This is a genomic window from Microbulbifer maximicatervae (SeqCode) (genome assembly GCF_052467305.1).
Window position 1 is genome coordinate 17537 of the sequence record NZ_CP174306.1, and the last position, 26051, is coordinate 43587.

General features: G+C 49.8%; 19 protein-coding genes. 2 read left to right on the forward strand and 17 right to left on the reverse strand.

Features of this window, described 5'->3' with window-relative positions:
• Nucleotides 1–31: 31 nt before the first annotated feature.
• A complete protein-coding gene (locus ACJJI4_RS00105) occupies nt 32–1246 on the reverse strand; it encodes a tyrosine-type recombinase/integrase (RefSeq protein ID WP_444926639.1) in 1215 nt (404 codons plus the stop codon).
• A 544-nt stretch (nt 1247–1790) separates the two neighbouring features.
• On the opposite strand from ACJJI4_RS00105, the gene ACJJI4_RS00110 reads away from it, so the two are divergent.
• Nucleotides 1791–3557 (forward strand): aminopeptidase P family protein, encoded by a 1767-nt coding sequence (locus ACJJI4_RS00110; RefSeq protein ID WP_444926640.1) that lies wholly within the window; start codon nt 1791–1793, stop codon nt 3555–3557.
• 34 nt (nt 3558–3591) lie between these two features.
• On the opposite strand, the gene ACJJI4_RS00115 is transcribed toward ACJJI4_RS00110, so the two are convergent.
• The 14 genes from ACJJI4_RS00115 to ACJJI4_RS00180 form a co-directional block, all read right to left on the reverse strand.
• Complete coding sequence (locus ACJJI4_RS00115) at nt 3592–4266, reverse strand: response regulator (protein ID WP_444895235.1); 675 nt, start codon at nt 4264–4266, stop codon at nt 3592–3594.
• A 6-nt stretch (nt 4267–4272) separates the two neighbouring features.
• Entirely contained in the window at nt 4273–5721 is a 1449-nt protein-coding gene (locus ACJJI4_RS00120) for an ATP-binding protein (protein ID WP_444926641.1), read from the reverse strand.
• 267 nt (nt 5722–5988) lie between these two features.
• Complete coding sequence (locus ACJJI4_RS00125; protein ID WP_444926642.1) at nt 5989–6510, reverse strand: hypothetical protein; 522 nt, start codon at nt 6508–6510, stop codon at nt 5989–5991.
• A gap of 245 nt (nt 6511–6755) precedes the next feature.
• Complete coding sequence (locus ACJJI4_RS00130; RefSeq protein WP_444926643.1) at nt 6756–8054, reverse strand: YHYH protein; 1299 nt, start codon at nt 8052–8054, stop codon at nt 6756–6758.
• A 283-nt stretch (nt 8055–8337) separates the two neighbouring features.
• Nucleotides 8338–8880, reverse strand: a complete 543-nt coding sequence (locus tag ACJJI4_RS00135; RefSeq protein WP_444895231.1) for a hypothetical protein — start codon at nt 8878–8880, stop codon at nt 8338–8340.
• A gap of 30 nt (nt 8881–8910) precedes the next feature.
• Complete coding sequence (locus tag ACJJI4_RS00140) at nt 8911–10458, reverse strand: YHYH protein (protein WP_444926644.1); 1548 nt, start codon at nt 10456–10458, stop codon at nt 8911–8913.
• A 30-nt stretch (nt 10459–10488) separates the two neighbouring features.
• On the reverse strand, nt 10489–11853 hold the full coding sequence (locus ACJJI4_RS00145; protein ID WP_444895229.1) for a YHYH protein: 1365 nt from the start codon (nt 11851–11853) through the stop codon (nt 10489–10491).
• 708 nt (nt 11854–12561) lie between these two features.
• Nucleotides 12562–13872: a YHYH protein gene (locus ACJJI4_RS00150; RefSeq protein ID WP_444926645.1), complete on the reverse strand. Its 1311-nt coding sequence runs from the start codon at nt 13870–13872 to the stop codon at nt 12562–12564.
• A gap of 200 nt (nt 13873–14072) precedes the next feature.
• Nucleotides 14073–15455 (reverse strand): MATE family efflux transporter, encoded by a 1383-nt coding sequence (locus ACJJI4_RS00155; protein ID WP_444926646.1) that lies wholly within the window; start codon nt 15453–15455, stop codon nt 14073–14075.
• Between the two features lie 143 nt (nt 15456–15598).
• Nucleotides 15599–16075, reverse strand: a complete 477-nt coding sequence (gene rimI / locus ACJJI4_RS00160; RefSeq protein WP_413664343.1) for a ribosomal protein S18-alanine N-acetyltransferase — start codon at nt 16073–16075, stop codon at nt 15599–15601.
• Nucleotides 16072–16860 (reverse strand): uracil-DNA glycosylase family protein, encoded by a 789-nt coding sequence (locus tag ACJJI4_RS00165; RefSeq protein WP_444912095.1) that lies wholly within the window; start codon nt 16858–16860, stop codon nt 16072–16074. The genes rimI and ACJJI4_RS00165 overlap by 4 nt, the downstream gene beginning before the upstream one ends.
• Nucleotides 16861–18396: a 2-isopropylmalate synthase gene (locus ACJJI4_RS00170; protein WP_444926647.1), complete on the reverse strand. Its 1536-nt coding sequence runs from the start codon at nt 18394–18396 to the stop codon at nt 16861–16863.
• 382 nt (nt 18397–18778) lie between these two features.
• Nucleotides 18779–19258, reverse strand: a complete 480-nt coding sequence (locus ACJJI4_RS00175; RefSeq protein WP_444918964.1) for a MarR family winged helix-turn-helix transcriptional regulator — start codon at nt 19256–19258, stop codon at nt 18779–18781.
• Complete coding sequence (locus ACJJI4_RS00180; RefSeq protein ID WP_444918965.1) at nt 19258–19737, reverse strand: glutathione peroxidase; 480 nt, start codon at nt 19735–19737, stop codon at nt 19258–19260. Before ACJJI4_RS00180 ends, ACJJI4_RS00175 begins: the two co-directional genes overlap by 1 nt.
• A gap of 171 nt (nt 19738–19908) precedes the next feature.
• Between ACJJI4_RS00180 and ACJJI4_RS00185 the strand changes: the two genes are divergently transcribed.
• Complete coding sequence (locus tag ACJJI4_RS00185) at nt 19909–21840, forward strand: cytochrome c/FTR1 family iron permease (protein WP_444926648.1); 1932 nt, start codon at nt 19909–19911, stop codon at nt 21838–21840.
• 84 nt (nt 21841–21924) lie between these two features.
• Here ACJJI4_RS00185 and ACJJI4_RS00190 read toward each other — a convergent pair whose 3' ends face one another.
• Together ACJJI4_RS00190 and ACJJI4_RS00195 are read right to left on the reverse strand one after the other, a co-directional pair.
• A complete protein-coding gene (locus tag ACJJI4_RS00190) occupies nt 21925–23811 on the reverse strand; it encodes an MFS transporter (protein ID WP_444914787.1) in 1887 nt (628 codons plus the stop codon).
• Between the two features lie 254 nt (nt 23812–24065).
• Complete coding sequence (locus ACJJI4_RS00195) at nt 24066–25955, reverse strand: MFS transporter (protein WP_444926649.1); 1890 nt, start codon at nt 25953–25955, stop codon at nt 24066–24068.
• Between the last annotated feature and the right edge of the window lie 96 nt (nt 25956–26051).

Genomic DNA, 26051 nt, shown 5'->3' on the forward strand with positions numbered 1-26051 from the left:
CTTGGTGGAAATATAATCACTGGCCAAAGGTTTAGTGGGTGGGTTTGGTGAAGTTGGCGAGCTTTCTCCACCATTTTGAATAAGCTTCGGTTTGCTCTTTTAGGTAGTCATAGTGGTCATAGACTAGCCACTGGCCTGGCAGTTTATGCCCCAGCATAATCTCGGCAATATGCGGCTTAGTCAGTTCGGAAAAGTTTGTCCTTGCCGTCTTACGCAGGTCATGCACCGACCAGTGTTTCATCTCGTAGTCTCTGTGCCGGCGCAACCACTGCATCAGGTTGTAAGGCAGTGCCAGCGGCGCACCCTGGCCCATAGGTTTATCGCTACCGCTATTGTTGAACAGGTGCTTGCTTTCGCCGCTCAGCAAAAAAGCCTCTTTGAGTAGGGGCTCAACTTCGGCAATGATGGGGCGCAGCAGGGGCTTCTTGGTCGACTTGCCCATCTTGTGGTTGGCGGGTGGCACTGTCCAGATGCGCTTCTTAAAATCGAAGTGCTCTTTCTCGCTTACACGCAACTCGCCATTGCGGCAGCCATAGAAGAGACACAGCTTGAGGAAGATCTTATTCTTCGGTGCCATGCGCGAGTGCTCCAGGGCTTGCGACATCATGCCGATTTCGTCCGGGCTTAGAGAGCGGGTGCCGATGCTTTTCTTGATGCGCAGATCTTCCGTTGCGTTGATATTGGCAATCGGGTTGCTGGTGATTAGCCTGCGCCGCACGCCCCACTTCAGCATTTGCTTGGCATTGGTCAGGATTCGATCGGCAATGCCGGGGGTGGCCTGTGCCCGTTTTTCCAATAGGGCTAGCCACTCGTGTAGGGTGACTTCTTCGGCGGGTAGGTGGCCAACGGCCGGGAATACATACAACTGAAAAGAGCGAAGGATTTCATGGTGACCCTTTTTATTTTCCTTACAGTAGGAGTGATACCACTGTAAGAAAAGTTCCTCCAAAGAGTCCGCGTTAAGGATTGCTTGTTTTTCAAGTTGCTTAACCACCCTTGGGTCATAGCCCTGCTCAAGCTTTCCTTTTAGCCGTAGCCCTTCACTCCGTGCGCTCTTCAGCGTCATTAATGGATAGGATCCGAGATCAACGCGGGCCGCCTTTCCGTCGTATCGGTAGCGGAGCTGGAAAGTGATTTTTCCCTGGGGTGTAACGCGCACGCTAAGGCCATCCCGATCAGCCTTTTCAATTCGCTTTTCCCTCTGTTTTCCTGTGTTGGCTTTTAACCAAGTATCCGACAACGCCATGACAACCTCCGTGTGTACATATTACTTAAGGCTAACAAAAAGGCGATTTGTGTACACGCCTATGTACACATTTTTTTTGGCTAGGGTTGGTTTTCGATGACCTTAGCTGTCGCGGGTCTAATACTTAAAAAGCAAGGTTTTGTGCGGGGCTCGCTGACTTTTTGTCGTAGGTTGTCAGGGTGTGACTTCGGGCGCTTTATAGGGGGGGGAAATAATGGCGAAGGTGCGGCGGCCGGCAAAGCCTGCCAGGGAAGAACTTTGACCCATACTTTAAGATTCGATCACTGGATATTCGAAAAAAATAGGGGCGTATTATACACGCAGGCGTTGCTCCGAGGGTGGGGTATACTGCGAAATTAGACTTGTCAGTTTACCAGCTCGGCGAATGGGGTCATGTCAATGGGCTGAGTTGCCAGCGGGACTGGCACACCTGGACAATTTGCTCAAATCCATTTGGATTAACACTGTACTCTGTTGTGGCCAACAGTCATCGAGGGGCTTTTAGCGGTGCAGTGGCAAACTCAGTTATTGAAGGGGAGAGGTTATGAGCCGGGAGCGTTTACAGGCATTGCGGGAAGAGTTGCAGCGGCAGGGTGTCGATGCTTTCTTGGTACCCCGGGCTGATGAGTACCAAAATGAAAGTGTTCCTGCGGCAGATGAGCGACTGCCCTGGCTGACAGGTTTCACTGGTTCCGCAGGAATGGCTGCGGTAGGCAGTCGAGAAGCGGCATTATTTGTTGATGGTCGCTATACCTTGCAGGCGCAGCAACAACTTGGTGATCAACCCATTGAGTTAATGAGCCTCAGTCAAGTCGCGATCATTGAGTGGCTGTGTAGTCAGCTGGATGCCGGTCAGTCTCTGGGGTATGACCCGCGACTGCACACGGAGCCGGGATTGGCCTTGATCAAGAAGCGATTGGCTGAAAGGGATATCCAACTGCAGCCGATGGAACAGAGCCCGATTGATGCCATCTGGAATGACCGCCCCGCATCTCCCTGTGGGCCTGCGCGCCCACACCCCTTCATCTTTACTGGTGAGCATTCCAAAGAGAAACGGCAGAGGATTGCCCGACGTCTCGCAGAAAAACGAGCCGATGCTTTATGGCTACCAAATCCTGAAAGCTGTGCTTGGCTTTTTAATATCCGTGGAGAGGATATTCCGCACTTACCAGTGGCCTTGGCCAATGCAGTCCTTTATCGGGATGGCAGTGCAACTCTTTATTTGGGGGAGGGCGCTGTAGGGGATGCGTTGATTGAGCACTTGGATAAAGATGTAAGTCTAGTCGTGGCCAAAGGGGAATTATTTGAAAATATTAAGCGCCGCCACGTCAATAAAATATGGATAGATCCCCTGATTAGCAACAGTTGGACTTTACAGCAATTGCGGGCACTGGATATTGAACTAATGCTGGAAGGTGACCCGGTCACAGAAGCCAAGGCTTGTAAGAATGCGATTGAACTGGCAGGCAGCCAGGCTGCACACGAAAGGGATGGTGCTGCGGTATGTGAATTCCTGGCGGAAATACCTGAACAGGTTGCCACAGGCCATTTTGACGAATTGTCCGCAGTAAAGCTTTTACGAAGTAAAAGGGAGGCTCGCGAAGGCTTTCAGGGCAACAGTTTTGAGACAATTTCCGGCTATGGTCCGAATGGGGCCATTGTGCACTATCGGGTGAGCCCTGAATCCAGTTTGGCTATAAAGCCAGAAGGGGTATATCTGTGCGATTCTGGAGGCCAATATCCAGATGGCACCACTGATATTACCCGAACTGTTGCTCTGGGTGAGTTCCCGCCCTCGGCAAAAGAAAACTTTACCCGGGTTTTAAAGGGGCATATAGCAATTGCGACTTTGCGATTCCCCAAGGGGACTTGTGGAGAGCAAATTGATGCGCTTGCACGCCGTTCACTGTGGGAGGTGGGTCTGGATTATGCCCACGGTACCGGTCACGGTGTTGGTAGTTTCTTAAGTGTTCACGAGGGGCCACAGCGGATAGGTAAGGCTGTAACAGGTGTTGCTCTTCAGCCGGGGATGATCGTTTCCAACGAACCGGGGTTTTATCTCACTGGGCAGTACGGCATCCGTATTGAAAATTTGGTGTTTGTGAAAAAGAGCGAAAATTATCCAGATTTTCTAGAATTTGAAGAACTTACGTTAGCTCCGATCGATCGTAATTTGATTGACGTGGCACTACTCACTGAGACTGAACGGGAATGGCTGAATCGCTACCACCAGAGGGTGCGAGATGTGATTACCCCGCTGGTTACTGAAAAAACTGCTGAATGGTTAAAATTGGCTACTGAAGCTTTGTAGTGTGAATCTGGGGGCTGCGTGCCCCCAGGCATAATTAATTTATCTCAAACTTATAGCCAGCACCGTACACAGAGTGAATTAGCTCTTTTTCAGGCATAAGCACTGATATTTTCTTGCGCACTTTTTTGATGTGGCTATCAATAGTTCGGTCGCTGATTACGCGGTAGTCGGAATAGATACGGTCCATGATTTGTTCGCGGGAAAAAATTCGACCGGGCTCACTGTAAAGTAGGTCAAATAGGTGGAACTCCAGCGCAGTAAGATTGGCGTCTTTACCTCCGATTCGCAGTTGCCCGGTATTTCTATCTAGTTCGATGCCACCATTTCCGACTTCGCCCTTTTGTGGTCGACGGCGCAACACCGCTTTCACCCGTGCGACGAGTTCCCTGGGGCTGTAGGGTTTACAAACATAGTCGTCGGCACCGGATTCCAGGCCGCGTAAACGATCGGGTTCTTCAATTTGCGCAGTCATTATAATAATTGGAACGTCGTTGCCTTTTTGGCGAATCTCTTCGCAAATCTCCATCCCATGCCGCCCGGGTAGCATCAGGTCGAGAAGGATCAAATCCGGTTTCATAGTTTCCACTTTGGGGACAACCTGGTTACCATCAGAAATGATCTCGGCTTGATAGTCGGCGGCATGAAGATAATCCAGTAGTAGGTGCGCAAGTTCGGTTTCATCTTCGACTATTAATATTTTGGCGCTCATAACTTCCTACCATTTAATCCTTTGGCTTAGGGGTAAAAAAATACTTATTTCAAGGCCGCCCATAGTGGACGGAGTTGCAGAAATGCTACCCTCGTGTGCTGTAACAATATTTTGGCAAATTGACAGCCCCAAACCCGCACCGCCGGTTTCCCGGCTGCGTGAACTATCTGCCCTATACAGGCGCTCGAACAGGTGTGGTATATCAGCACTGGCAACACCGGGGGCGGAGTCGGCGAAAGTGATAATGGCTGTTCGGGCTTCACAGCGCGCAGTTACTTTGAGTTGTCCCCCACTATCGGTGTAGCGCAGGCTGTTGGTTAACAGGTTGCTAAATAACTGATTGAGGCGTGCTTCATCTGCGTAGACTAACTTATCTTCCGATAGTTGAAGGTCACTGTTTAAGTGAATACCTTTCTGGTCGAATGGAATCTCAAAGTCTTCGATAACACTTCGTAGGATATTTTCCAGGGAGATGTCGGACTTGCAGTAACTTAGTGCCCCCGCGTCGGAGAGAGACAACTCATAGAGATCATCTATCAGGCGGCTCAATTGTTGAATTTTGCTGTGCAGTATGCGCAGGTTCTCTGGTGTGGCTGATCTGATACCGTCTTGAATGGCTTCAATCTGCCCTTTTAATACTGCGAGAGGTGTGCGCAGCTCATGCGAAATATCTGCCATCCATCGGTTTCGGGCATGTTCATTTGCTTCCAGCGTTGCGGCGAGCCGATTAAAGTCAGCACTTAATTGGCCCAGCTCATCTCGCTGCTCTATATCAATACGGGTTTTGAAGTTGCCGGATGTAAGATGGGATGTCGCTTCGGTCAGCTTACGGATGGGCCTTACCAGCTGCCAAGCAAGGGGGATGGCAATGGCCAGTGCCAGAATGAAGGTGGCAACAGAGATAAGAGCGAAAGTCCGCGATTGCTCTTTAACAAATCCTACGGCCAAATCATCATCTAACACGGGTAGTGGATTGATAGCCAGGTAACCAACGGTTTCTCCGTCCACAACCAGAGGCTGCATTACCATGTTCTCAGATCCTGAATAACGACCTATCAGAGGTCTTTTCTCTTTGTTCAACAGGACCAGGCGGGCATTAAGCGACTTGCCCACTGCGTGTTCAGGTGGGGGCTCAGGCGGGCGGCGGGGGCCCCTCGTACCCGGAGGTGGACGATGTGGGGGTGGCATATCCTCAAAGTGACTGGACATCACGCGTCTGTGGAGTCTTTGCCAGCGCCTGCTATTGCCGTCGATAGATTGCCAGCTCCCTTCGCTGGCGTAGATTTCTTGTAACTCATCTACCAAATCGCCGACCTCGCGAAGCTCCTGAGACTGGATATAGGTCATAAAGCCATGCTTAAAGCTCCACTGAAAGAATACGAACATTCCGCCAACAGTAATTGCTGTAGTCAATAAGAAAGCGAGGCTTAGTTTATAGCGAATATTTAACGACATAGCCGGTAGCTTGGATTTCAGTAGCCTGTGTTCACAGTGAGCTCAGGTGCATTTTACTCTGTTTCCACTGAGGAAACGCGGCTCAGAAGATCAAGCCTACACTTACTGTAAATATCAGAGCAATCTTTTAACACTTCGAGAGTCTCACGATAAGAGCCCAAGCTAAGTGCCAATAAGCTTAGCTTGGTTATCCAAAGCTGCTCTTGGGGCCTCCATGCCCTGAGTCGGTAGGAGAGATTGAGTCCCTACTGGTAGTTACTTCTATTGTTATCCAGGTTTGCCCGTGCTTACTCCCGGCTTTATTGGAGATGTAGAAAAACGATGCAATATCAGATCGGGCTTATCGAGCCGGATAAATAGAGTTGCAAGAATTCTCTTCCCTCCCCGGCTCCAGGTACTGTGGTCATGGGCGTTAAGAGTGACAGTAATTTGGTTGAAGCCCGATTTAAACAGCTTGTCGGGAAGGTGTAAGTCTGGACCATAGATTCGCTGTATTTTCTTACCGTTGATATAGAGATGGGCATGACCTTCCAGATATTGCTTTGAGGCATCATTGGCGTGGCGAGGGGATTCTAATTCGAACCGGTCGTAGTCTATATGTAGGTTATATCCGGACATTTTATCGCGACTAATGTCCAGTTCGATGCGCGGTGCAGCATTGTGTAAAGGGATCTCGACTACTGGGTGTTGGTCGCCGTTATGGCCTGTGTGAGAGTCTGGCTGTGCTGTAGCAAGGTTGGTCATTCCCCAGATAAAAGACCCGATTAGAACGGCTCGAAGAATTTTCATTATTGTCTCACTCCCAGGTTTGGCGATGGGGCAACATACTTCATTCAAACTGCTGTTGTTGTGAATACTTCTGGTTACCAGTGCTTTTAGTCTATCGGGTGCTATTGCTCCAGTTACTTCCATTACCTGGAGTGTCGGTCCCCGCAAAAACAAGGGACCGCAAAGCTTACACTTACTGCGACTCCAGGGAGATTTCCGGCGTATTAGGAAAGTGGCTTGGCCTTCAATGTTAGTGCACCGCTGAACTACTGTGTTGAGCACTCATTGACAATAGTTTGATCATCTAGCTTGCCGTAAAAGCGGGGGCCAAAAGTATATGGGAAGGCGGGGACAAGCTCACCATCATCATCGACAGTGACAGTCAGATGGTAATGGTATCCCCTTTCGTCATCTGAGTGACCGTTATGCTGGTCCAAATATACTCCGCCTTCATTAGTCAGGTCTTCGTCCCAGTAATAGTCCTCGTAGAAAAAGCCCGCCGCTGTAGTGAACTCATTGCCTGACAGGGAGGTATAAGAGCCACTTGTCGTGGGGCCGGTATTCGATGTTGTTTCGACTCCTTGGGAGAGGTCGTATTCATCCACCAAGAGACAGCTTCTCTCGCCTGCTACGCCGCAACCGCTCTCGGAGCTGGGGTCGTCATAATCTCGTACAGCCCAGCTGCTTTCTGCGAGTTCTCCTTCACTCTGCCAGGGGCCATAGATTGCATAGCCGTCGGCGGTATAGCCGTAGATAGGGGAGTGGTCGTCACCTATATCGCCAACAAGATCGGCTAGGCAATCGCTATAAAAGTGATGGTGGTAATCTCCGTTTGCGGCGTGTCCACCACAGATATCCACATCGTAGACCTCAGCAACCGGTGCCAGGGTTTGCCAGGTGCCATCCACTGATTGACCATCACCCCAATCATAAATAGAGACGCCATTTACCCAGTAGCCCTGTACGCCGAGCCCCGTTGTGCACTCCTCCGTTGCGGGCTCGGGTTCGACAGGGATGTATCCGACATGAGAGACATTCTCTGGGCAAACGAGCCCTGGTGGCCAAAATCCATAGCCGGCATCTACATCACAGGTGCCAATACCTGTATAGCCAATATCCTGCCCAAAGCTGACAATATCTCCAACGCTGACAGTGGGGCTGCCGGTTTCGAAATCAGAGGAGGCTAATGGACGTTCAAGTAGTCCGTCTAGAATACTTTGAGTAATTTCAATCTCGTAGTCGGGAACACCGGTTGCTGAGACAACGGTGTATTCCCGGCCATCTACGGTTTCTGATGCTACGCTCTGGACGTTGACCAGAACCTGCTCATTGCTGTTACTTTCATAAATGTAAGGCGCGCGTTCGTCATCAGTATTCATAATCCAGACACCAGTATCAGTGCTGGAATCTGACTCTTCAGAGGAGGTCTCAGAAGAATCATCACCATCCTCATCTGAGGAAGAGCCACTATCGCATCCCTGAAGAACTCCGAGAGATATTATCAACGCTAGTGTATAAGAGAGTGTAGGCTGGCCATTCCGGTCAAAAATTTTAATTATTTTCATATCACACCGTGGCATATGGAGGAGTTGCTCCCCGAACCTAGCGCACAAAAGTGAATGAAATGTGGATGGCCTGCTAGCTACATTTTATATCCTCTTTATCGTCTTAATTTTTTTCAGATTTGTGCACTGCGTTCAAAAGAGATACTCCGTGAGTCAGGCAAAAACATCTTATTGCTTTATTGTAAATAGCCTAAGTAGCCTTTAATTAGTGGGCCGGCTATTAATTAAATATTTTTTGGGGTGTTAGCTCCAATTCTCTCTTTGAAAAATTCCAGGTCTTAAACTAATTATCAGGTCGGCTGACTTTGGCTATTTGTTTGTTGCCCCCGATAGGTGATGTTGAAAAGCGGTGTAATACCAGCTCTTTCTTATCGAGGTGAACAAATAAGGTTGCCAGTATTCGCTTTCCACCGCGGCTCCAAGTGCTGTGGTCGTGTGCATTGAGAGTCACGGTGACTTGGTTAAAACCGGGTTTTAGTAATTTTCCGGGAATATGTAAATCCGAGCCGTAAAGACGTTGGATTTTTTCCCCATTGATGTAAAGGTGGGCGTGCCCCTCCAGAAACTGCTCAGAATCGTCATTGGCAAAGCGAGGGGATTCCAGCTCAAACCGATCGTAGTCAATATGTAGATTATAGCCGGACATATCGTCGCGGCTCATGTCCAGTTCGATTCTGGGAGCGGCAACATGCAGAGGTATCTCTATCACCGGATGCTGATCGCCATTGTGGCCCGCGTGAGGATTTGGCTGTGCCGCATACGCGGTCATAGAGGCTGAAACAATCCAGGCCAAAGACCCAGCGATAAAGAACCTGTGCATTTTCATTTAACTCTTACTCCCAAGCTTGAATATGAGTTAGCGGCCAACGGTGGTTGAGCAGCGATTGACGATAGTTTGGTCATCCAGCTTGCCGGCAAAGCGCGGGCCGAAGGTAAATGGGAAAGCTGGAATTAGTTGGCCATTGTTATCCTGCGTAACTGTCAGGTGGTAGTGATAACCTCTTTCACTGTCAGTGTGTCCATTGAATTGATCCAAGTATTCGCCACCTTGTGCTGTAAGGTTTTCATCCCAGTAATAATCCTCGTAGAAAAAACCTGCCGGAGTTTCAAATTCGTTTCCGGATTGAGAGGTGTAGCTACCGCTGGTAGTGGGGCCGGTGTTATTTGTATTGGATACGCCGCGATCAATATCATATTCATCGACTAGCAGACAGCTGCGTTGCCCGGCAACGCCACAGCCGGTGTCTGAACGGGGATCGTCGTAATCCCGTATTGCCCAGCTGCTTTTAGCTAGCACACCTGTGCTTTCCCATGGACCGTAAATTGCGTAGCCATCGGCGGTATAACCGTAGATAGGGGAGTGGCCATCGGCGGTGTCCCCGGCAATTTCAGCCAGGCAATTACTGTAAAAGTGATGGTGGTAATCGCCGTTAGCTGCATGGCCGCCACAGATATCTACGTCATAGACTTCTGCCATGGGAGCCAGGGTATGCCAAGTGTTATTTACTGACTGTCCGTCACTCCACTGGTAAATTGAGGTTCCATTTACCCAGTAACCCTGTACACCGAGCCCAGTCTCACAGCTGTCAGTGGATGCCTCAGGCTCAGCAGGAATATAGCCTACATGGTCGACGTTTTCGGGGCACACGGGACCTGGGGGCCAGAAGCCATAACCGGCTTCTGAGCCGCAGCTGGAATTACTGCGATAGCCGATGTCCTGGCCGAAGCTAACAATCTCACCAGTTTGTACCAAGGGGTAGCCATTGACGAAGTCTGTAGAGGCTTTTGGACGGCTGATGAGTGCGTCTAGTATTTCCTGGGTTAATTCAATCTGGTAGTCCGGGATACCGGTAGCAGATACGCGGGTATATTCTTTTCCGGCAACGGTTACAGATTCAACACTTTGCACATTAACCAGAACCTGCTGATTACTGTTACTTTCGTAAATATAGGGGGCGCGCTCGTTAGTTGAATTGATAATCCAGGTAGTACCGGAGCTCTCTGTTACCGAGCTTTCCTCGTTACCTGAAATTGTCGAATTATCTGAGGAGTCGGAATTCTCTTCGTTAACGTCCGAAGAAGTGTCCTCGTTATTATTCGATGTATTGCTTGTTTCGTCGGTAGTTGTTTCTGTTGGATTATCTACCGTAGTATCTGTTGGACTTTCCTCTTCAACTGTATTGCTGTTTGAGTCGCTGGAGGAATCTGCAGTGTTATTTCTAGTGTTTTCTGAATTTATCGAGTTGTTGTTTTGCCAGTTTCTTCCATTGCTATTGCGAACAGGTACTTCCCTAACCGAACGTTGATCGTTGTTATGCCCAGAGTTGGGATTAGGTTGAGCCACAACACTGGCTGCAGTTAGCCAGGCTAATGAGCCGGCAAGAAAGTACCCGTTAATTTTCACGAGAAGGTTACCTCAATTTATCTTTATTGGTTACCGCCCCACGGTTGTTGAGCATCGGCTGACAACAGTTTGGTCATCCAATTTTCCGTAAAAGCGCGGTCCAAAAGTGAAGGGAAAGGCGGGGATTAATTGTCCATCGCTATCGACAGTGACGGTAAGATGATAATGGTATCCTCGCTCATCATCCGAATGGCCATTGTACTGATCTAAATAGACTCCACCTTGAGCTGTAAGTTCTTCGTCCCAATAATAATCTTCGTAGAAAAAACCAGCAGCTGTTTCAAATTCATTTCCGGACGCGGAGGTATATGAATCACTTGTAGTTGGGCCAGTATTAGAAGTAGTTTCCACGCCTTGGGAAATATCATATTCATCGATTAATAAGCAGCTGCGCTCGCCGGCGACACCACAACCGCTTTCGGATGAGGCATCATCATAATCTCGAACAGCCCAACTACTTTCCGCTAATTCACCCTCACTTTCCCAAGGGCCATAAATTGCATAGCCGTCGGCGGTGTAGCCATAAATTGGAGAGTGGTCGTCACCAATATCGCCGACCATCTCTGCGAGGCATTCACTGTAAAAATGGTGGTGATAATCACCGTTTGCTGCGTGACCACCGCAAATATCAACGTCGTAGACTTCAGCTAGGGGGGCGAGTGTATGCCATGTATTATCAACACTCATCCCGTCACTCCATTGATAAATAGAGGTTCCATTTACCCAGTAGCCCTGTACCCCTAAACCAGTTTCACAACTGTCAGTTGCAGGTTCAGGTTCAACGGGAAAATAGCCAACATGGGAAACATTTTCAGGACAGACAGGCCCCGGTGGCCAAAAGCCATAACCAGCTTCTGCACCACAGGACGAATTACTTTTATATCCAATGTCCTGCCCAAAACTGACAATATCGCCAACGCTGACATAGGGGCTGCCGGTTAAAAAGTCAGAGGATGCTTTTGGACGTTCCAGGAGTGCATCGAGAACAGTTTGCGTAATTTCGATAGTGTAATTTGGAATGCCAGTTGCTGATACAACAGTGTATTCTTTACCGTCGACAGTTTCAGATTCAACGCTCTGAACATTTACTAGTACTTGTTCATTGCTGTTACTTTCATAGATATAGGGTGCGCGCTCATCATCAGTATTTAGAATCCAAACCCCGCTATCGGTGCTCGAGTCTGAGCTGTCACTATCATCTGATGAATCGTCATCGTCATTATCGTCACCGGAATCTGAGCCGCTGTCGCTAGTATCTTCAGATGACGAATCTGAATCAGATGAAGAGCTGCCGCCTCCACCGCATGCCTGGAGTACGCCTGAAAGCAATACCAGAGATATTACATAAGGCAAAATGGACTTTCGGTCCGTGTCAAAAATTTCCGTTAATTTCATAGCACACCGTGAATTAGATGGGGGTTAATCCAGAAATTAGCGGATAAAAGTGGAGAAAATGTGGATAAATATTAACCTAATTTGCAAAGGGTTAAATTGGCTCTCTATTTCTGCCTAGTTTGGGCGTAAGTTCAAAAGGATAGCTTTTCTTTTGGCATCAACAGTTAAAAAGTTATTTGCTGGAAAATTACTTATCTCGTTAATGACTTTCTTTGTATTTAATTTAAATAAAATATTATTCTTTCGATATTTTTTTGACTAAAAGGTCTAGGGAGCCTCTGAATAACTCCGTAATGCCTCTGCGGGTCTTGAAGGCTGCAGATGTTAGGCGCAGCTCGCCGCGAATGGCCGTAGCCCTTGGCAAGAGCTGCAACGCAGCAGCTGTGGCCTTCAAGGCCCGCCCTTCGGGGCTTGCAGAGCGATTCACACTCCGCGTTGCGACTTCTTGAAAGGTCTAGACATTCCTGCGAAGCCGCGCCTTGATTGTGAACCGCTCTGCATGCCAGAGGTATCACGGAGTTATTCAGAGGCTCCCTAGTAGTTGGCTGGCTGTATCTAGTGAAGCCAGCTACTGAAAGCAGAGGCCTGGATTCTGAGACTGTATTTGGGAGAGTCGCCAGTCTGGAAGCTTTGACCGGTTCCAGGCTGGCGTGGGGCTTTATCAATGATTTATAGGTGATATAGGTAAGCTGTTTTCTGCTGGCCTAGCTACATGGGCGGTGGGCCAGGGGGAAAACCTCCGCCGACTTCATCGGAGCAAACATTCACAATTGTCTGGTCATCGAGTTTGCCGTAAAAGCGGGGCCCAAAAGTATAGGGGAATGATGGTGTCAGCTGCCCTTCATCATTCAGCTCTACCGTTAGGTGGTAGTGATAACCATGCTCGCTGTCACTGTGCCCATTGTATTGATCCAGATAAGCGCCCTCCTGATTGGTCAAATTGGAGTCCCAGTAATAGTCTTCGTAAAAAAAACCGCTGGTGGTTTGAAAAAGGTTGCCTGATAGGGACGTAAAAGTATCGCTGGTACTGGGGCCGGATTGGGCAAGTGTATTTGTGCCCTGTGATAAATCGTATTCATCTACCAGTAAACAACTGCGCTCACCGGCAATCCCGCAGCCGCTGGTAGAGTCGGCATCGTCATAGTCTCTAGTGACCCAGCTACTTACTACAAGTACACCATCGGCCTCCCAAGGGCCATAAATGGGATAGCCATCAGCGGTAAACCCGTAGACGGGGGAGTGGCTATCTCCAGTGTCTCCAACCAAGTCGGCCAGGCAATCGCTGTAGAAGTGGTGGTGATAGTCTCCCCGAGCAGCGTGTCCACCACAGATATCAACATCGTACATCTCAGCGACCGGTGCCAGAGTATGCCAGGTACCATTCACGGACTGTCCATCGCTCCACTGGTAGATAGAGGTGCCGTTGACCCAATAGCCCTGTGGTCCGAGTCCACTTTCACAAGCTTCTTCTGAGACCTCTGGCTCAGTTGGAAAATAGCTGTTGTGGGAAACATTTTCTGGGCAGACAGGGCCCGGCGGCCAGAATCCAAAACCCGCTTCGGCGTAGCAGGTATGTGGATTGCTGCTAAAGCCGATATCCTGACCAAAACTCACGATATCGCCAATTTGTACCGTGGGGCTGCCGTAGACAAAGTCGGTGCTCGCCTTGGGGCGATTGATTAGCTCGTCGTAGATAGCGGTGGTGACTTCAATTTCATAATCCGGGATGCCGGATGCAGTGACTTGAGTGTATTCCCTGCCGTCGACAGTGACGGTTTCGATGCTTTGTACATTGACCAGGACCTGCTCATTACTATTGCTTTCGTAGATGTAAGGCGCCCGTTCATCGTCGATATTTAGCACCCAGGGGCTGCTGTCATCGCCAGTATCGTCATCTGATGGGGGTGGATCTGAATCGTCATTGTCGCACCCTGTTAAAGGTGCACAGACCAGAAGTATTGTCAGTGCGTTGATTAATAGGGTGCGGGTTTGAAGGGGGGAAATCTCCTGAAGCCTCATCGAATCACCATCCATGTTTCGCAGTAAGAGAAGAAGGCGGGCTATGCTGCTGTCTGCCGGGGTTTGGAGGAATTTGAAGTTATCGGCAAAAATGGTAAGTAATGTGTACGCTGCCCGTTAAGGCACTGATTTCCTTGTGTTGTGTTTTTAGGGGGGGATAGATATGGGCCCAATCAGGAGTGATTCGGCCCATAGATTGATCAGTTGGTTGACAGCTCGGGGCTGGATGTTGTCTCTGCTGTGCGCTGGTGCGTATCGCGGCGCAGCCACCACCAGGAAACAAAGCCGAGAATCAGGTTGGATGCTGCTGTAGCGACAAACAGGCCGGTCATGCCCCACAGGCTGTTTCCAATCCAGGCCAGGGGTAGGTAGAGGCCCAGTACCCGCAGGAAAGAAATAACAGTTGCAGGCAGCGGTTTTCCGAGTCCATTGAATGCGGCATTGGCAGACATCACAAACCCGTAGCCGGCATAGCTGAGAGGCACCAGGGTCAGGTAGGCAACAGCGACAGCGAGAACCTCGGTGGAATCACTGAACAGACTTACGATAGGTTCTGCAACAAAGTAGAGAAGCACCGCCAGTCCCGCTCCAAATACCAGGCAGAACCTTGCCAGTACGCTCACGGTTTCCCGCAGGCGATCGGTTTTTTCCGCCCCGGCATTCTGTCCCATAAAGGGGCCGACCACAGAGGAAAGTGCGTAAAACACAATGAGTGCCAGGGGTTCTACCCGGAGTGCGACTCCCAGGCCCGCGACGGCATCTTCGCCGTGCACGGCAACGAGTGCAACGACAACACCTCCCGATACGGGAATAATGACATTGGTGAGCACAGCGGGAAGCCCGACAGCTAACACTTTGCGCCAGGATTCGAGTAGGCCGCTCAGCCGCCATTGTGGGGCTGTCATTAGGTGTTCTTTTTTGATGATGAAGTAGAGTGCAGCAATAAAGCTCAGGGCGCGCACGATAATCGTAGCGATAGCTGCTCCCTGGAGCTCAAGCCGGGGAAAGCCGAAAAGCCCAAAAATCAAAATGGGGTCGAGAATCAGGTTCAGCAGGGCTACCGCCACCATAATACGGCCGGTTACCGCGCTGTTACCAATGGCGCGAAGAGCGGCGAGCGCGACGGTCGGGACAATGACAAAGATGGTTCCCAGATACCAGGGGATCATGTAATCGGCAATAAGCGGAAGCATATCGGGGCCGGCGCCCAGCAGCTCAAATAGAGGGCGCATGGTGGCCAGGCCGATTACAGTAATCACAATAGCAATCAGCAGTGCCAGTACAGATGCGTCAGTTACCAGGCGGCGAACGTTCTTTATATCTCCAGCGCCGTAAACCCGGGCCACAGCCGAAGAGGTACCTGCGCCGAGACCGATAGCAAAGCTGTTTATGGCCATCACTACCGGAAAGGTAAAACTCATCGCTGCCAGGGGGCCATCGCCCAGCTGGGAGACAAAATAGGTATCGGCGATATTAAAGGACATGGCGGCGAGAATTCCCCAGACCATGGGTAGTGCCAGTCTCTGTAAGTGACTGGAAACTGAGCCTTCCAGCAGTGATGGGCTGCTTTTTGATAGAGACATGTATAACTCTTGTCAATCCAACGAGGGGGTTGGGAAGTCGGGAATAGTGTTACAGAGCAGGAGTGGTTGCCTGCCGTTCAAGGCCTTGTCGGTAAGGCGGGAATTCCGAATGAGAGGCTCATTCTACGAATGAGAGGCTCATTCTACGACTGAGTGTCATTCAGAGCGAGACTCATGAGTACAGCGTCCTCGCGCATGCCGTTTTGCGCGGGGTAATAATTTTTGCGTATCCCGTCTTCAGAGAAACCCAGTTTGCGATAGAGGGAGCGCGCAGCGAGATTGGATACCCGCACCTCGAGCAAAATTCGCTCAACTTCGCTGGGTAATTCCGTTTTCACGCTGTTCAGCAGTGCCTCAGCGAGGCCCTGTCGGCGTCGCGCTGGCGATACGGCAATGTCCAGGATCTCTGCCTGGTCAAACAGGCTACTGATCACGCAACAGGCGATAATGTCATCGCCTTGGATCAGGACCCAGCAGTAGTGGCCGGCGCTGAGACTCTGCTGGTATTGGGCTTCACTCCACGGATGACTGTGGGCACTTTTTGCCAGCTGGGCCAGAGATGCACAGTCGTCGGCAAGGGCGGAGCGCAACTGTAGCTCAGTGTAATTTAAATAGGTCATTCTGCGCGGGTTTCAGTCGGGTAACTAGTGCGCAACAGATTCCACAGGGGGCGTTTTAGTTCGGGGGCTCGCAGTAGTTGCGAGAGGCTGGGCATACTAATTAAGCGGGCCTTCTGCCATTCGACAACCTGGCTTTCCAATGGGATTGGAGTGCAAAAGTCTTGAGCTTCACTGCCCATCAGCCAGATGGATTTAACCGGCATACGGGAATAAGAGGCCTCCAACCAGCTGGAGAATGTATCGCGAGCCTGTGAGGCGTCTTCGGCAGGACCAAAGCGATTTTCTGTTAAAGGCCATTGCAGGCGCTCCTGTTGCCGGGGGAGCTGGTGCCAATGCAAGGCGCGGAGAATATTGTTGAACAGGGCTTCCAGGGGAAGAGCTGCACCGGGCTCGTGGCTGTCCACGGCCAGGAGTTCCTCCCCAATACGCCAGCAGTTCAAAACAAAAGGTTTAACACTGTGCTGGGGGGGGGCAACAGGAGCTGGTGTCACTGCCACCGTCTCTTGTGGGCGTTTTGTCTGGCCGGTGAGAGCGCTTATTTCATCTAGCACACGGGCGTTGCGCTCCGGACTTTGCACCGGCTGGGTGATTATCTGATCTGCTGAGTGGGGCAGTGGGTTTTGAGCTATTCCACTTGCAACCGGAGGCTGCTGAGTCCCAGCAGCTTCTTCGGCGGGAGGCAGTTCGGCCTGGCGAGGATCGGGTGCGAGCGGCAATACGAATCGGGGCACATAGCTTGGAACTCCAAGTACTGATAAATATTCCGCTCGCTGAAGCTCGTTCACTTATACGCCCTGTTTCTTACTCTCACTGCTGGCGAGCAAGTTTAACGCATCCATATAGGCTTGTGCTGAGGCAATCAGGATATCTGTATCTGCGCCAACGCCGTTGACCAGGCGGCCGTCCTTTTCCAGGCGCACTGTAACGGACCCTTGGGAGTCTGTTCCTTGGGTGACCGCATTTACAGAATAAAGTTTTAAGTCGGCGCCGCTGTTTACCAGCTGTTCAATAGCTTTGAAGGTGGCATCTACTGGGCCGCCACCGCTGGCTTCAGTCTGTCGGGGCTCTCCGTCAATGGTGAGGCTGACAAAGGCCTGGGGGGCTGAGCCGATTTTGGTGCGCACATCCAGGTCACTCAGTTGGAATCGCTCTACCGGTGACTCGCCTCCGCTCACCAGAGAGTGCAAATCTTCGTCAAAGATCTCATGTTTCTTGTCGGCGAGGTCTTTAAAGCGGGCAAATACCTGCTGGAATTCTTCGGTATCGGCGAAATCTACCCCCAGCTCTTCGTAGCGGGCGCGGACGGCAGCCCGGCCGGAGTGTTTACCGAGAACCAGGCGGTTTTGACCCCAGCCGACATCTTCTGCGCGCATGATTTCGTAGGTCTCGCGGTGTTTCAGAACACCGTCCTGGTGAATGCCGGACTCATGGGCAAAGGCATTAGCGCCGACAATGGCCTTGTTGGGCTGTACCGGGAAGCCGGTAATCGACGACACCATTCTCGAAGTGGGCACGATATGGCTGGTATCCAGCCCTGTTTCTACCGGGTAGAGATCCTGGCGGGTTTGTACTGCCATAACGATTTCTTCCAGGGAGGCATTACCGGCGCGCTCTCCCAAGCCATTGATGGTGCATTCCACTTGGCGCACACCGTTCATCACAGCCGACAGGGAGTTGGCAACGGCGAGGCCCAGGTCGTTGTGACAGTGGGTCGAAAAGATGGCTTTGTCGGAGTTGGGAACGTTTTCGATAACGCGGCGGAACATAGCCCCATATTCTTCCGGCTCTCCGTAACCAACGGTGTCGGGAATATTGATAGTGCCGGCTCCTGCTGCAATAACCGCTTCGATGATGCGATACATAAATTCCGGCTCGGAGCGGCTGCCATCCTCAAGGGAGAATTCCACATCGTCGGTAAAGTTGCGCGCTGTTTGAACCGCTTTCACTGCCTGCTGCAACACCGCTTTCGGTTCCATTTGCAGCTTGTATTTCATATGGATTGGAGAAGTGGCAATAAATGTGTGGATACGCGAGGCGTTAGCATTTTTCAGGGCTTCGCCAGCGCGCACGATATCGGCATTGACCGCTCGGGCAAGGCTGCAAACCCGTGATTCGCTAACGGCTTCAGCGACGGCCTTGACCGACTCGAAGTCCCCGGGACTGGCAATCGCGAATCCAGCCTCAATGACATCGACACGCATTCTCTCGAGCATGCGGGCGATACGAATTTTTTCCTCTCTCGTCATAGAGGCGCCAGGGCTCTGCTCACCATCGCGCAGAGTGGTATCAAAAATGACTAACTTATCTTTTTTAGTGCTCATTTTCGTTTGTTCTCCTTATTTGCTTTGAGGCTAAACAGGGGGCCTTGCCGCTGTCTATGCATCGCTCAAATAAAGTTTGGAATTCTGTTGGGGGTGGGGGGGAGAAAAATTATATGCCGCGCAGGGGCAGTCGTAGCGAGAAAGCTAGGGCAAGAAAAGACTGGCGCTGAGTGATAAATGGAGTCTTCATATACAACAGTTTCCGCATTAGGTCGGATTCAGGGCATTATGAAGCGGAATCAACCGGAAGGTCAATGCATATCCTAATATTGGCGTATTATTTTCTGTTTTTGTTATATTTTTTTCGTTCGGGGCTGTTTTTTAGTGTTTATATCCTGTTTTTGAAGGGCTGCCCCACTGAGGGTTTCAATGGGGTCTGCTATTAAGGGGTGGTATCGGTCAATTTATGCAGAAACTGCCACAAGTCTCCGTGTAGTTGCTCTACCTCGCTGCGGCTGATACGGCTGTTGTCCAGCTGTGCTGTCACCCACTCTCTGGCTCTTGGTTTAAGGGTAAGGCCTTCCTCTGTCACAGTGATCAGGGTAATCCGTTCATCCAGATTGCTGCGGCGACGCTTGACCAGGCCGTTTTGCTCCATCCGCTTAAGCAGCGGGGTCAAGGTGCCGGAATCCAGCATCAGCCTCTGCCCCAGTGCACTGACGCTCTGCTCTTCTTCCGATGGCGCCTTGGTGTTGGCCCACTCCCACAGAACCATTAAAACCAAATATTGCGGATAGGTGATCCCCAATTCCTTTAGCATCGGCTGGTAGGCGCGGGTCATGGCTCGGGATGCGGCGTAGAGGGCAAAACATAGCTGGCGGTTCAGTGCCAGCTCGCCGGAATCGTCATCACAGACAACCATCAGAGCATACGCTCGATTTCTGTCTCCAGGGATGCCGGTGCATCCTTTGGCGCGTAGCGTTTAACATTCTCGCCATTCTTACCGATCAAGAACTTAGTGAAATTCCACTTAATGCCCTCGGTTCCCAATAGGCCCGGCGCACGTTTCTTGAGTTCCACAAAGAGCGGGTGAGCTTCATCGCCATTGACGTCCAGCTTGGCGTAGACGGGGAAGCTGACTCCGAAGTTCAGTTCACAAAACTCCTGAATTTCCTCATCGCTACCGGGTTCCTGCTTGCCAAATTGATTGCAGGGAAAGCCCAGGACGGTAAATCCACGGTCTTTGTATTTTTTATATAAATCCTCCAGGCCCGCGTATTGCTTGGTGAAGCCACACTTACTGGCCGTGTTAACAACTAGCACCACCTTGTCTTTGTAATCGACAAGAGTGGTCTTTTGCCCATCAGCGGTTTGCACGGGAATTGAGTAGAGATCGGTCATAGGGAGAGCCTCGACGGTTTGTATTTTGCTAAATTTAGTTGTGCACAATCTTTTTTGCAACCGCTTTATTTGGGAGTAGCCCTTTTGCAGGCTTTATTGTGAGAATGATTACCAATTATATTATGCGCCAGATTGATAAAACCCTTTTGCAATAACAGTAAAGGATTCTCCATGCGCCTCACCTTACACTTGGCCCGCCTGCTAGTGGCGCTACTGGCCATTACGGTTCTACCCATCCAAGCCCAGGCCTCCGGTCTATCAGAGCAGGAATTGCGCCAGCTGATGCAGATGGCAGAGTACATCGGTGTGGATTATCCGGAAGCGGTGGCAGATGGGGAGATCATTAGTGACGATGAGTTTGCAGAGATGCAGGAGTTCGCCTCGGTACTGGTCGATCGCGGCGCACAACTGCAAGAGTCGCCCGAAGCGGCGATGATCCGCACCGAGGCGGATGCGCTGCAAGCGGCGATTCTTCGCAAGGCCAGTGTGCAGGAAGTGCAAGCACATACCGCCAAGTTGCGTCAGGGGCTACTGTCTATCGCCCCCGCGCTATCTTTGCCCACTGCATTGCTGAATGTGGATGAGAGTCGCGCTATCTACCAGGCGCAGTGTGTTACCTGCCATGGTATCGAGGGTAAAGGGGATGGCCCCCTAGCGGCACAGTTGGAGCCGGCGCCTACAAACTTCTACGAGTTGGAGCGCGCTGAAAATCGCTCCCTGCTGGGCCTTTACGATGCTATCAGTAACGGTATCGATGGCACTGCAATGACCGCCTTCAAAAACCTGAATGAGCAGCAGCGCTGGTCCCTGGCATTTTATGTTGGCGGCCTGGCTTTCCAAGGTGAAGTGGGGGAGGGCGAAGGCGCTGAGCCGAGCTTGCAGGATATCGTGATGTACAGCCCCAATGTGCTGCACAGTGATCGCCCGGAACTGTCCGGCGCGGCAGTTGCTTCCCTGCGTGCCGACCCCACACCCTTCTTTGCTGGTGAGGAGAGCCTCGGCACCCAGCCGATTGAGATAGCCCGTGCGCAACTGGAAAAGTCCCTGGTGGCCTACCAGGAAGGTAACTACGATCACGCTCGCACCCTGGCTATTAGTGCCTACCTGGACGGTTTTGAGATGGCGGAGAGTTCTCTGGATTCCCTCGACGCCGATCTGCGTAAAGCCACTGAACGGGAGCTGCTCGGGCTGCGCAGTCAGCTGAATGCCGATAGTAACCCCGATCAAGTCAGGGCTCAGGTACAGGTAATTCTTGAGCAACTGGGGCGCGCCGAATCTTTAATGCAGGAGACAACTCTCTCTGCGGGTGCACTATTTATTGCCAGCTTGGTGATTCTTCTGCGCGAAGGTCTCGAGGCGCTGCTGGTTGTGATTGCACTGACAACGATCCTGGTAAAAACCGGTCGTCGCGATGCGTTGAAATTTGTTCACTTCGGTTGGATCAGCGCCGCGGTCGCAGGTGTTGTTACTTGGGTTGCCGCACAGAGTTTGGTTTCCATCAGTGGCGCCAGCCGGGAAGTTATGGAAGGGGTCGCAGCGTTTCTGGCCGCAGTTGTGCTCTTCTATGTGGGTTTCTGGATGCACAGTAAGACCCAGGCGAATCAGTGGCAGCAATATATCCAGAACAGCATCAACCGCAGCCTTAGCGCTGGCGCCCTGTGGGGCATCGCCGGTCTCGCATTTGTCGCTGTGTACCGCGAAATTTTTGAAACCATCCTGTTCTACCAGGCCCTATTGGTGCAAACAGCTTCCAGTCAGTACAGCGCCCTATGGGGTGGCCTCGCTGCCGGTGCGATATTGCTGGTTGTGTTGGGCGTTGCCTTTGTGCGCTTCTCTGCTCGCTTGCCTATAGGCAAGTTCTTCTCCATGACGACCTATTTACTGTTGGCGTTGTCATTTGTTCTTGCGGGCAAGGCAGTCGCGGCACTGCAAGAAGCGGCATGGATTGCGATTTCCCCGCTGCCGGTAAATCTCAGCTTTGACTGGTTGGGTATCTACCCGACTTGGCAAGGTGTTGGTATTCAAGGGGCAATACTGGTTGTCGCTCTGTGGTTGCTACTGAAAGGCAGCCGCTCAGATTCTAGTTCCGCTAAAGCGGCCTAAATGGCCTTCGGGTACCCGCAACTCTGTGGGTACCCTATTTCTTCTTCTGGCTCCCATCACATTATTGTTTGGGCTGTTGTGCTCTTACAATTGGTCGCCTCTGAGTTCTGCAATCTTTCTTCTCAAGTTTTCTCTTTTTGCATTGCTGCCGTCGATCGGTTCTCCTGCGATGATATTGACCTTGGGGAAAAATCGACGCTTTTGTTTTTTGGGAAGCCTCGTGTCCTGTGGGCTGAAAATACTTCCCCAAAGTCCTTGAAGAGCTATTGGAATGACCGGAACTGTAGTTCGCTCAAGAATTTCCTCGACGTCTTTTAAAAAGGGTTGAAGGTTGCCGTCGAGTGTGATTTTGCCTTCGGGGAAGATACACATTATTTCTCCTTTTTTCAGCCCGTCCTCTATGGCCTGTAGGGCAGTTTCTCGACTTTTTGGATCATCACCTTTAAGGGGAATGGGAATGGCTGCATTAGTGCGAAATAGAAAGTGGAGCATTGGCATTTGGTAGATCGACTGATGAGTGATGAAGCGAATGGGGCGCTGTACGGCATCGGCGAGCAGTAGAGGATCTAAATAGCTAACATGATTACTGATGATTAATGCCGGCCCTTTAGTGGGAATTTTATCCAGGCCATCCAAACTGATGTGGCAAAGGGTATGGGTGGGAACCCATAGCAACATTCGCGTTGCAAGTTCGGGTTCTCGTGAAAAAATGATTGTCACAATAACAATATTCATTAGTGCGACTATTACGAAAAATTCAGGAATTCCGATATGAATAAAGTCGAGAATGAAAATGTCGAAGAGGGCGGCAACTGCCATAAAGAATGCGTTGACAACGTTGCTAATTGAAATTACCTGCCCTCGGATGGTTTCCGTGGCTCGGTCTTGGATTACGGCGTATAGAGGGACTGAAAAAATGCCCCCAAAAATTCCGAATAATGCGATAGCGATCAAAATAGGGTAGGAATTGGTATTGAGAATAAACTGATGGACTGTAGCATTGGCAGTGGCATCAAAATTAGCTGCAAGATATCCAAGAGCTAAGCCTGAGGCTGTTACTCCGATGGCACCTATAGGAACAATGCCTAGTTCAATACGCCCCTTAGATAAGCTGCTGCATAGCAGGGAACCCGCTGCTGTACCAACCGTCAGGCTGCAAAGTAATAGGGTAATAACTTGCTCATCACCCTTGAGGATATTTTTAGTAAAGCTAGGGACCTGGGCCAGGTAGGCGGTGGTTAGCATCCAAAACCAAGCGACGGCTAATATGGAGTAAAAAACGGCAGGTGTTTGTGTGGTTAGATGCAAAACTTTTAGAGTGTGAGATATTGGATTCCAATTAACCTTCAGGCCTGGTGTTGGTGGTGGCGCAGGAGGAATAGCAAAGCTTGCTAGTAATCCTAGAAAGGCAAAACCAATTAATGCGAGCGCTATATAATATAGGCCATATTGGCCTGGGCCAGTCATTCCAATCAGGAGGATTCCAATAATAGTTCCTATTAGTGTCCCGCTAAAGGAACCCATTTGGACTAAAGCATTGCCACTGAGTAGCTCGTCACGATGTAAATGCTGGGGAAGTAAGGCGTATTTTGTTGCGCTATAGAATGTGGCGTGAATACCATATAGAAGAATGGCCGCTAACCCCAAAGTATAGTTTTTGGTAAATAGCGCAGTGACACCGATAATGGCGAAAATAATTTCACAGACCTTTAGGATACGTATTATGGAGCCTTTATCATATTTATCTGCTATTTGGCCCGCAGATGCGGAGAGCAAAAAAAAAGGAAATATGTATAGGCTTGAAGCGATATTGACTAGAGTGTTTGCTTCTGTAGCGGCTAGTTGATAGACCAATAAAACGATGAGGGCATTTTTATAGAATTTATCATCCAGCATTTCAAATACGTGAGTGATAAACAGCGGGAGAAAGCGACGTTTGGTAAGCAGTTTAAATTGACTGTTCTGAGTCATGAACAGTTGCCACTTATATGATGGATGATCATTCTGAAAGAGTGTTTTTTATACAGGGTACCGTTTTCAAATGGCGCACCGAGACTGCAACAAAAGCTTCTGTTTTTTAATGAATGCAAACAAATTAATGAGTTCTATATTCAATCCTAGCAGATGGTGCTGGTTTATCGGAGATGTCTGTTTGTGTTTGGTTATAAATTACGTAAATATATATCTAATTTGTTATAAGTAGCGGCACCCTATTCGTTATTAGTTTAATGATCGTCTTTTGTCAATTGCAGATGATTTAATAGTGCTTGAAGCGATTGAGGGGTTATGTCGCTTGCTGATATTGACTTTCCAACTCTGACTTCTGCTTTTAATCTTTGTTTGCTGCCAAAAGCACCTCTGATGAAAATTGGTATTATGGAGATGGGATTGTTTTTTAGTGATTCCTTGACCAGGTTTATTTCCTTCATAGCACTAGTTGAAGATTCTTTTTCAATTAAGAAGCATATTAAATCCCCATTGTGCTCTAAGTGAGTAAAATATTTGTTCAATGTTAAATTGTTTTCTAGGGTATCATCTTTATGGGGTTCGTAGAGTCGGTTGCTCTTACTCAGAATTTTTTTAATTGATTGATTTTTGTTTAGGGCGTTGCTGGGGATAAAGCGGATTTTTCTTGTGGTTAAGCTGCTTATAATAAGCGGGGTAAAAGCATTTGAGTAAGTCGTTAAGATAAGGATGGGGCCTGTGGCGGGAAGATTTTTCAAGTTGTGATATTGAGTGCGCCTGGGTAGATGGTAGGTTAGCCACGCCAAAGTATCGAACAACATCTCTGGCATTTGAAAAAGTAAGAATATCAACATTACCAAATTTAGTGCGGCCAGCAGAGTGAATATCTGAGGAATCGCGATGCCAACAGGACCCAAAAGTCCAATGATGGCAAAAGAGATAATAACAACAAATACGGCATTGAATACATTATTCACAGAAATAACTTGTGCGCGAATTTTTTCTGCTGTTCTGACCTGGATGATTGTGTATAACGGCACTATAAATATTCCGCCAGCGACGCCGATGAAACTCGTGATAAATAGGATAGTAAAACCTCCGTCGCTCTGTAAAAACTGGACGAGGGACGCGTTGGATAGCATTTGATAATTTCCAGATAGGACTCCCAGCCAAAGTGCAGCTATTGTCATACCCAGCCCCCCGACTGTTACTAAGCCCAGTTCGGCACGTCCACGAGACAGGCTTTCACACATTAGTGAGCCTATGGCAACACCAACCGTCAGGCAACAGAGAAGCACGGTGATGATAGGTTCGCTGGCGCCCAACACATTCCTAACAAAGCTGGGAACCTGGGTCAGACATGCTGTGCTAAACAGCCAGAACCAGGAATTGGCGATAATGGCGTAAAATATAGTTGGAGTCTTAACCACCTCTCGCATGATTTTCAGTGTTTGAGTTAGGGGGTTCCAATCTACATTCAGGTCGGGGTCTGAAGGGGCGGCGAAGGGAATTTCCCTACTAATTAGATAGCTGAGTACAGCGACAACTACCATCACCAAACTCAAGTAAAGCAGCCCGGATTTTCCCTGGCCTACATCGCCGGCGAGTAAAGTTCCGACAATAGTTCCAACTAATAGTCCAGCAAAGGACGCGACTTGGGCCAGGCCATTGCCCCCGAGTAGTTCGGACGGTTTAAGGTGTTGCGGTAAAATGGCATACCTGACGGGGCTAAAGAAAGCTGTGTGAGTGGCATAAAGTATCAGCACAATGAAACTTAATACTCGATCATTAGTAAGTAGGGCAATAGCGCCGAGCAAACTGATGAGAATTTCTGCAGCTTTAATAATTCTTATCACACGTCCTTTTTCATATTTATCTGCCAACTGCCCCGCAGCTAGCGAAAAAAGGAAGTAAGGAACGACATACAGGCTGCTGGCAAGGTTGATTAATGTATTGGCCTCTGCCTTCGCTAAGTGAAATGCGAGTAAGACGAGTAGTGAGTTTTTGAATAAGTTGTCATTAAAAACACTACTTAGTAAGGACAAAAACAGTGGCATAAAGCGGCGACTGGCGAGAAGCTTGAACTGATTGCTTTGAGCCATGGTTAGGCCTTCGTCCCTTTGCCATTCTGGAGTAAAGGAATTTTTCACCAACCCGAAACTGGTAGGTGATATGTGTTGTTGCCAGCAGCAAGGTATTGGGGGTCCCGCTCTCAGAATAGGCGATACGGATGATATCTGGTGGAA

Coding starts and splice junctions, on each gene's coding strand:
- ACJJI4_RS00105 (WP_444926639.1), bottom strand. CDS start 1,246: ATGGCGTTGTCGGATACTTGGTTAAAAGCCAACACAGGAAAACAGAGG.
- ACJJI4_RS00110 (WP_444926640.1), top strand. CDS start 1,791: ATGAGCCGGGAGCGTTTACAGGCATTGCGGGAAGAGTTGCAGCGGCAG.
- ACJJI4_RS00115 (WP_444895235.1), bottom strand. CDS start 4,266: ATGAGCGCCAAAATATTAATAGTCGAAGATGAAACCGAACTTGCGCAC.
- ACJJI4_RS00120 (WP_444926641.1), bottom strand. CDS start 5,721: ATGTCGTTAAATATTCGCTATAAACTAAGCCTCGCTTTCTTATTGACT.
- ACJJI4_RS00125 (WP_444926642.1), bottom strand. CDS start 6,510: ATGAAAATTCTTCGAGCCGTTCTAATCGGGTCTTTTATCTGGGGAATG.
- ACJJI4_RS00130 (WP_444926643.1), bottom strand. CDS start 8,054: ATGAAAATAATTAAAATTTTTGACCGGAATGGCCAGCCTACACTCTCT.
- ACJJI4_RS00135 (WP_444895231.1), bottom strand. CDS start 8,880: ATGAAAATGCACAGGTTCTTTATCGCTGGGTCTTTGGCCTGGATTGTT.
- ACJJI4_RS00145 (WP_444895229.1), bottom strand. CDS start 11,853: ATGAAATTAACGGAAATTTTTGACACGGACCGAAAGTCCATTTTGCCT.
- ACJJI4_RS00150 (WP_444926645.1), bottom strand. CDS start 13,872: ATGAGGCTTCAGGAGATTTCCCCCCTTCAAACCCGCACCCTATTAATC.
- ACJJI4_RS00155 (WP_444926646.1), bottom strand. CDS start 15,455: ATGTCTCTATCAAAAAGCAGCCCATCACTGCTGGAAGGCTCAGTTTCC.
- rimI (WP_413664343.1), bottom strand. CDS start 16,075: ATGACCTATTTAAATTACACTGAGCTACAGTTGCGCTCCGCCCTTGCC.
- ACJJI4_RS00170 (WP_444926647.1), bottom strand. CDS start 18,396: ATGAGCACTAAAAAAGATAAGTTAGTCATTTTTGATACCACTCTGCGC.
- ACJJI4_RS00175 (WP_444918964.1), bottom strand. CDS start 19,258: ATGGTTGTCTGTGATGACGATTCCGGCGAGCTGGCACTGAACCGCCAG.
- ACJJI4_RS00180 (WP_444918965.1), bottom strand. CDS start 19,737: ATGACCGATCTCTACTCAATTCCCGTGCAAACCGCTGATGGGCAAAAG.
- ACJJI4_RS00185 (WP_444926648.1), top strand. CDS start 19,909: ATGCGCCTCACCTTACACTTGGCCCGCCTGCTAGTGGCGCTACTGGCC.
- ACJJI4_RS00190 (WP_444914787.1), bottom strand. CDS start 23,811: ATGACTCAGAACAGTCAATTTAAACTGCTTACCAAACGTCGCTTTCTC.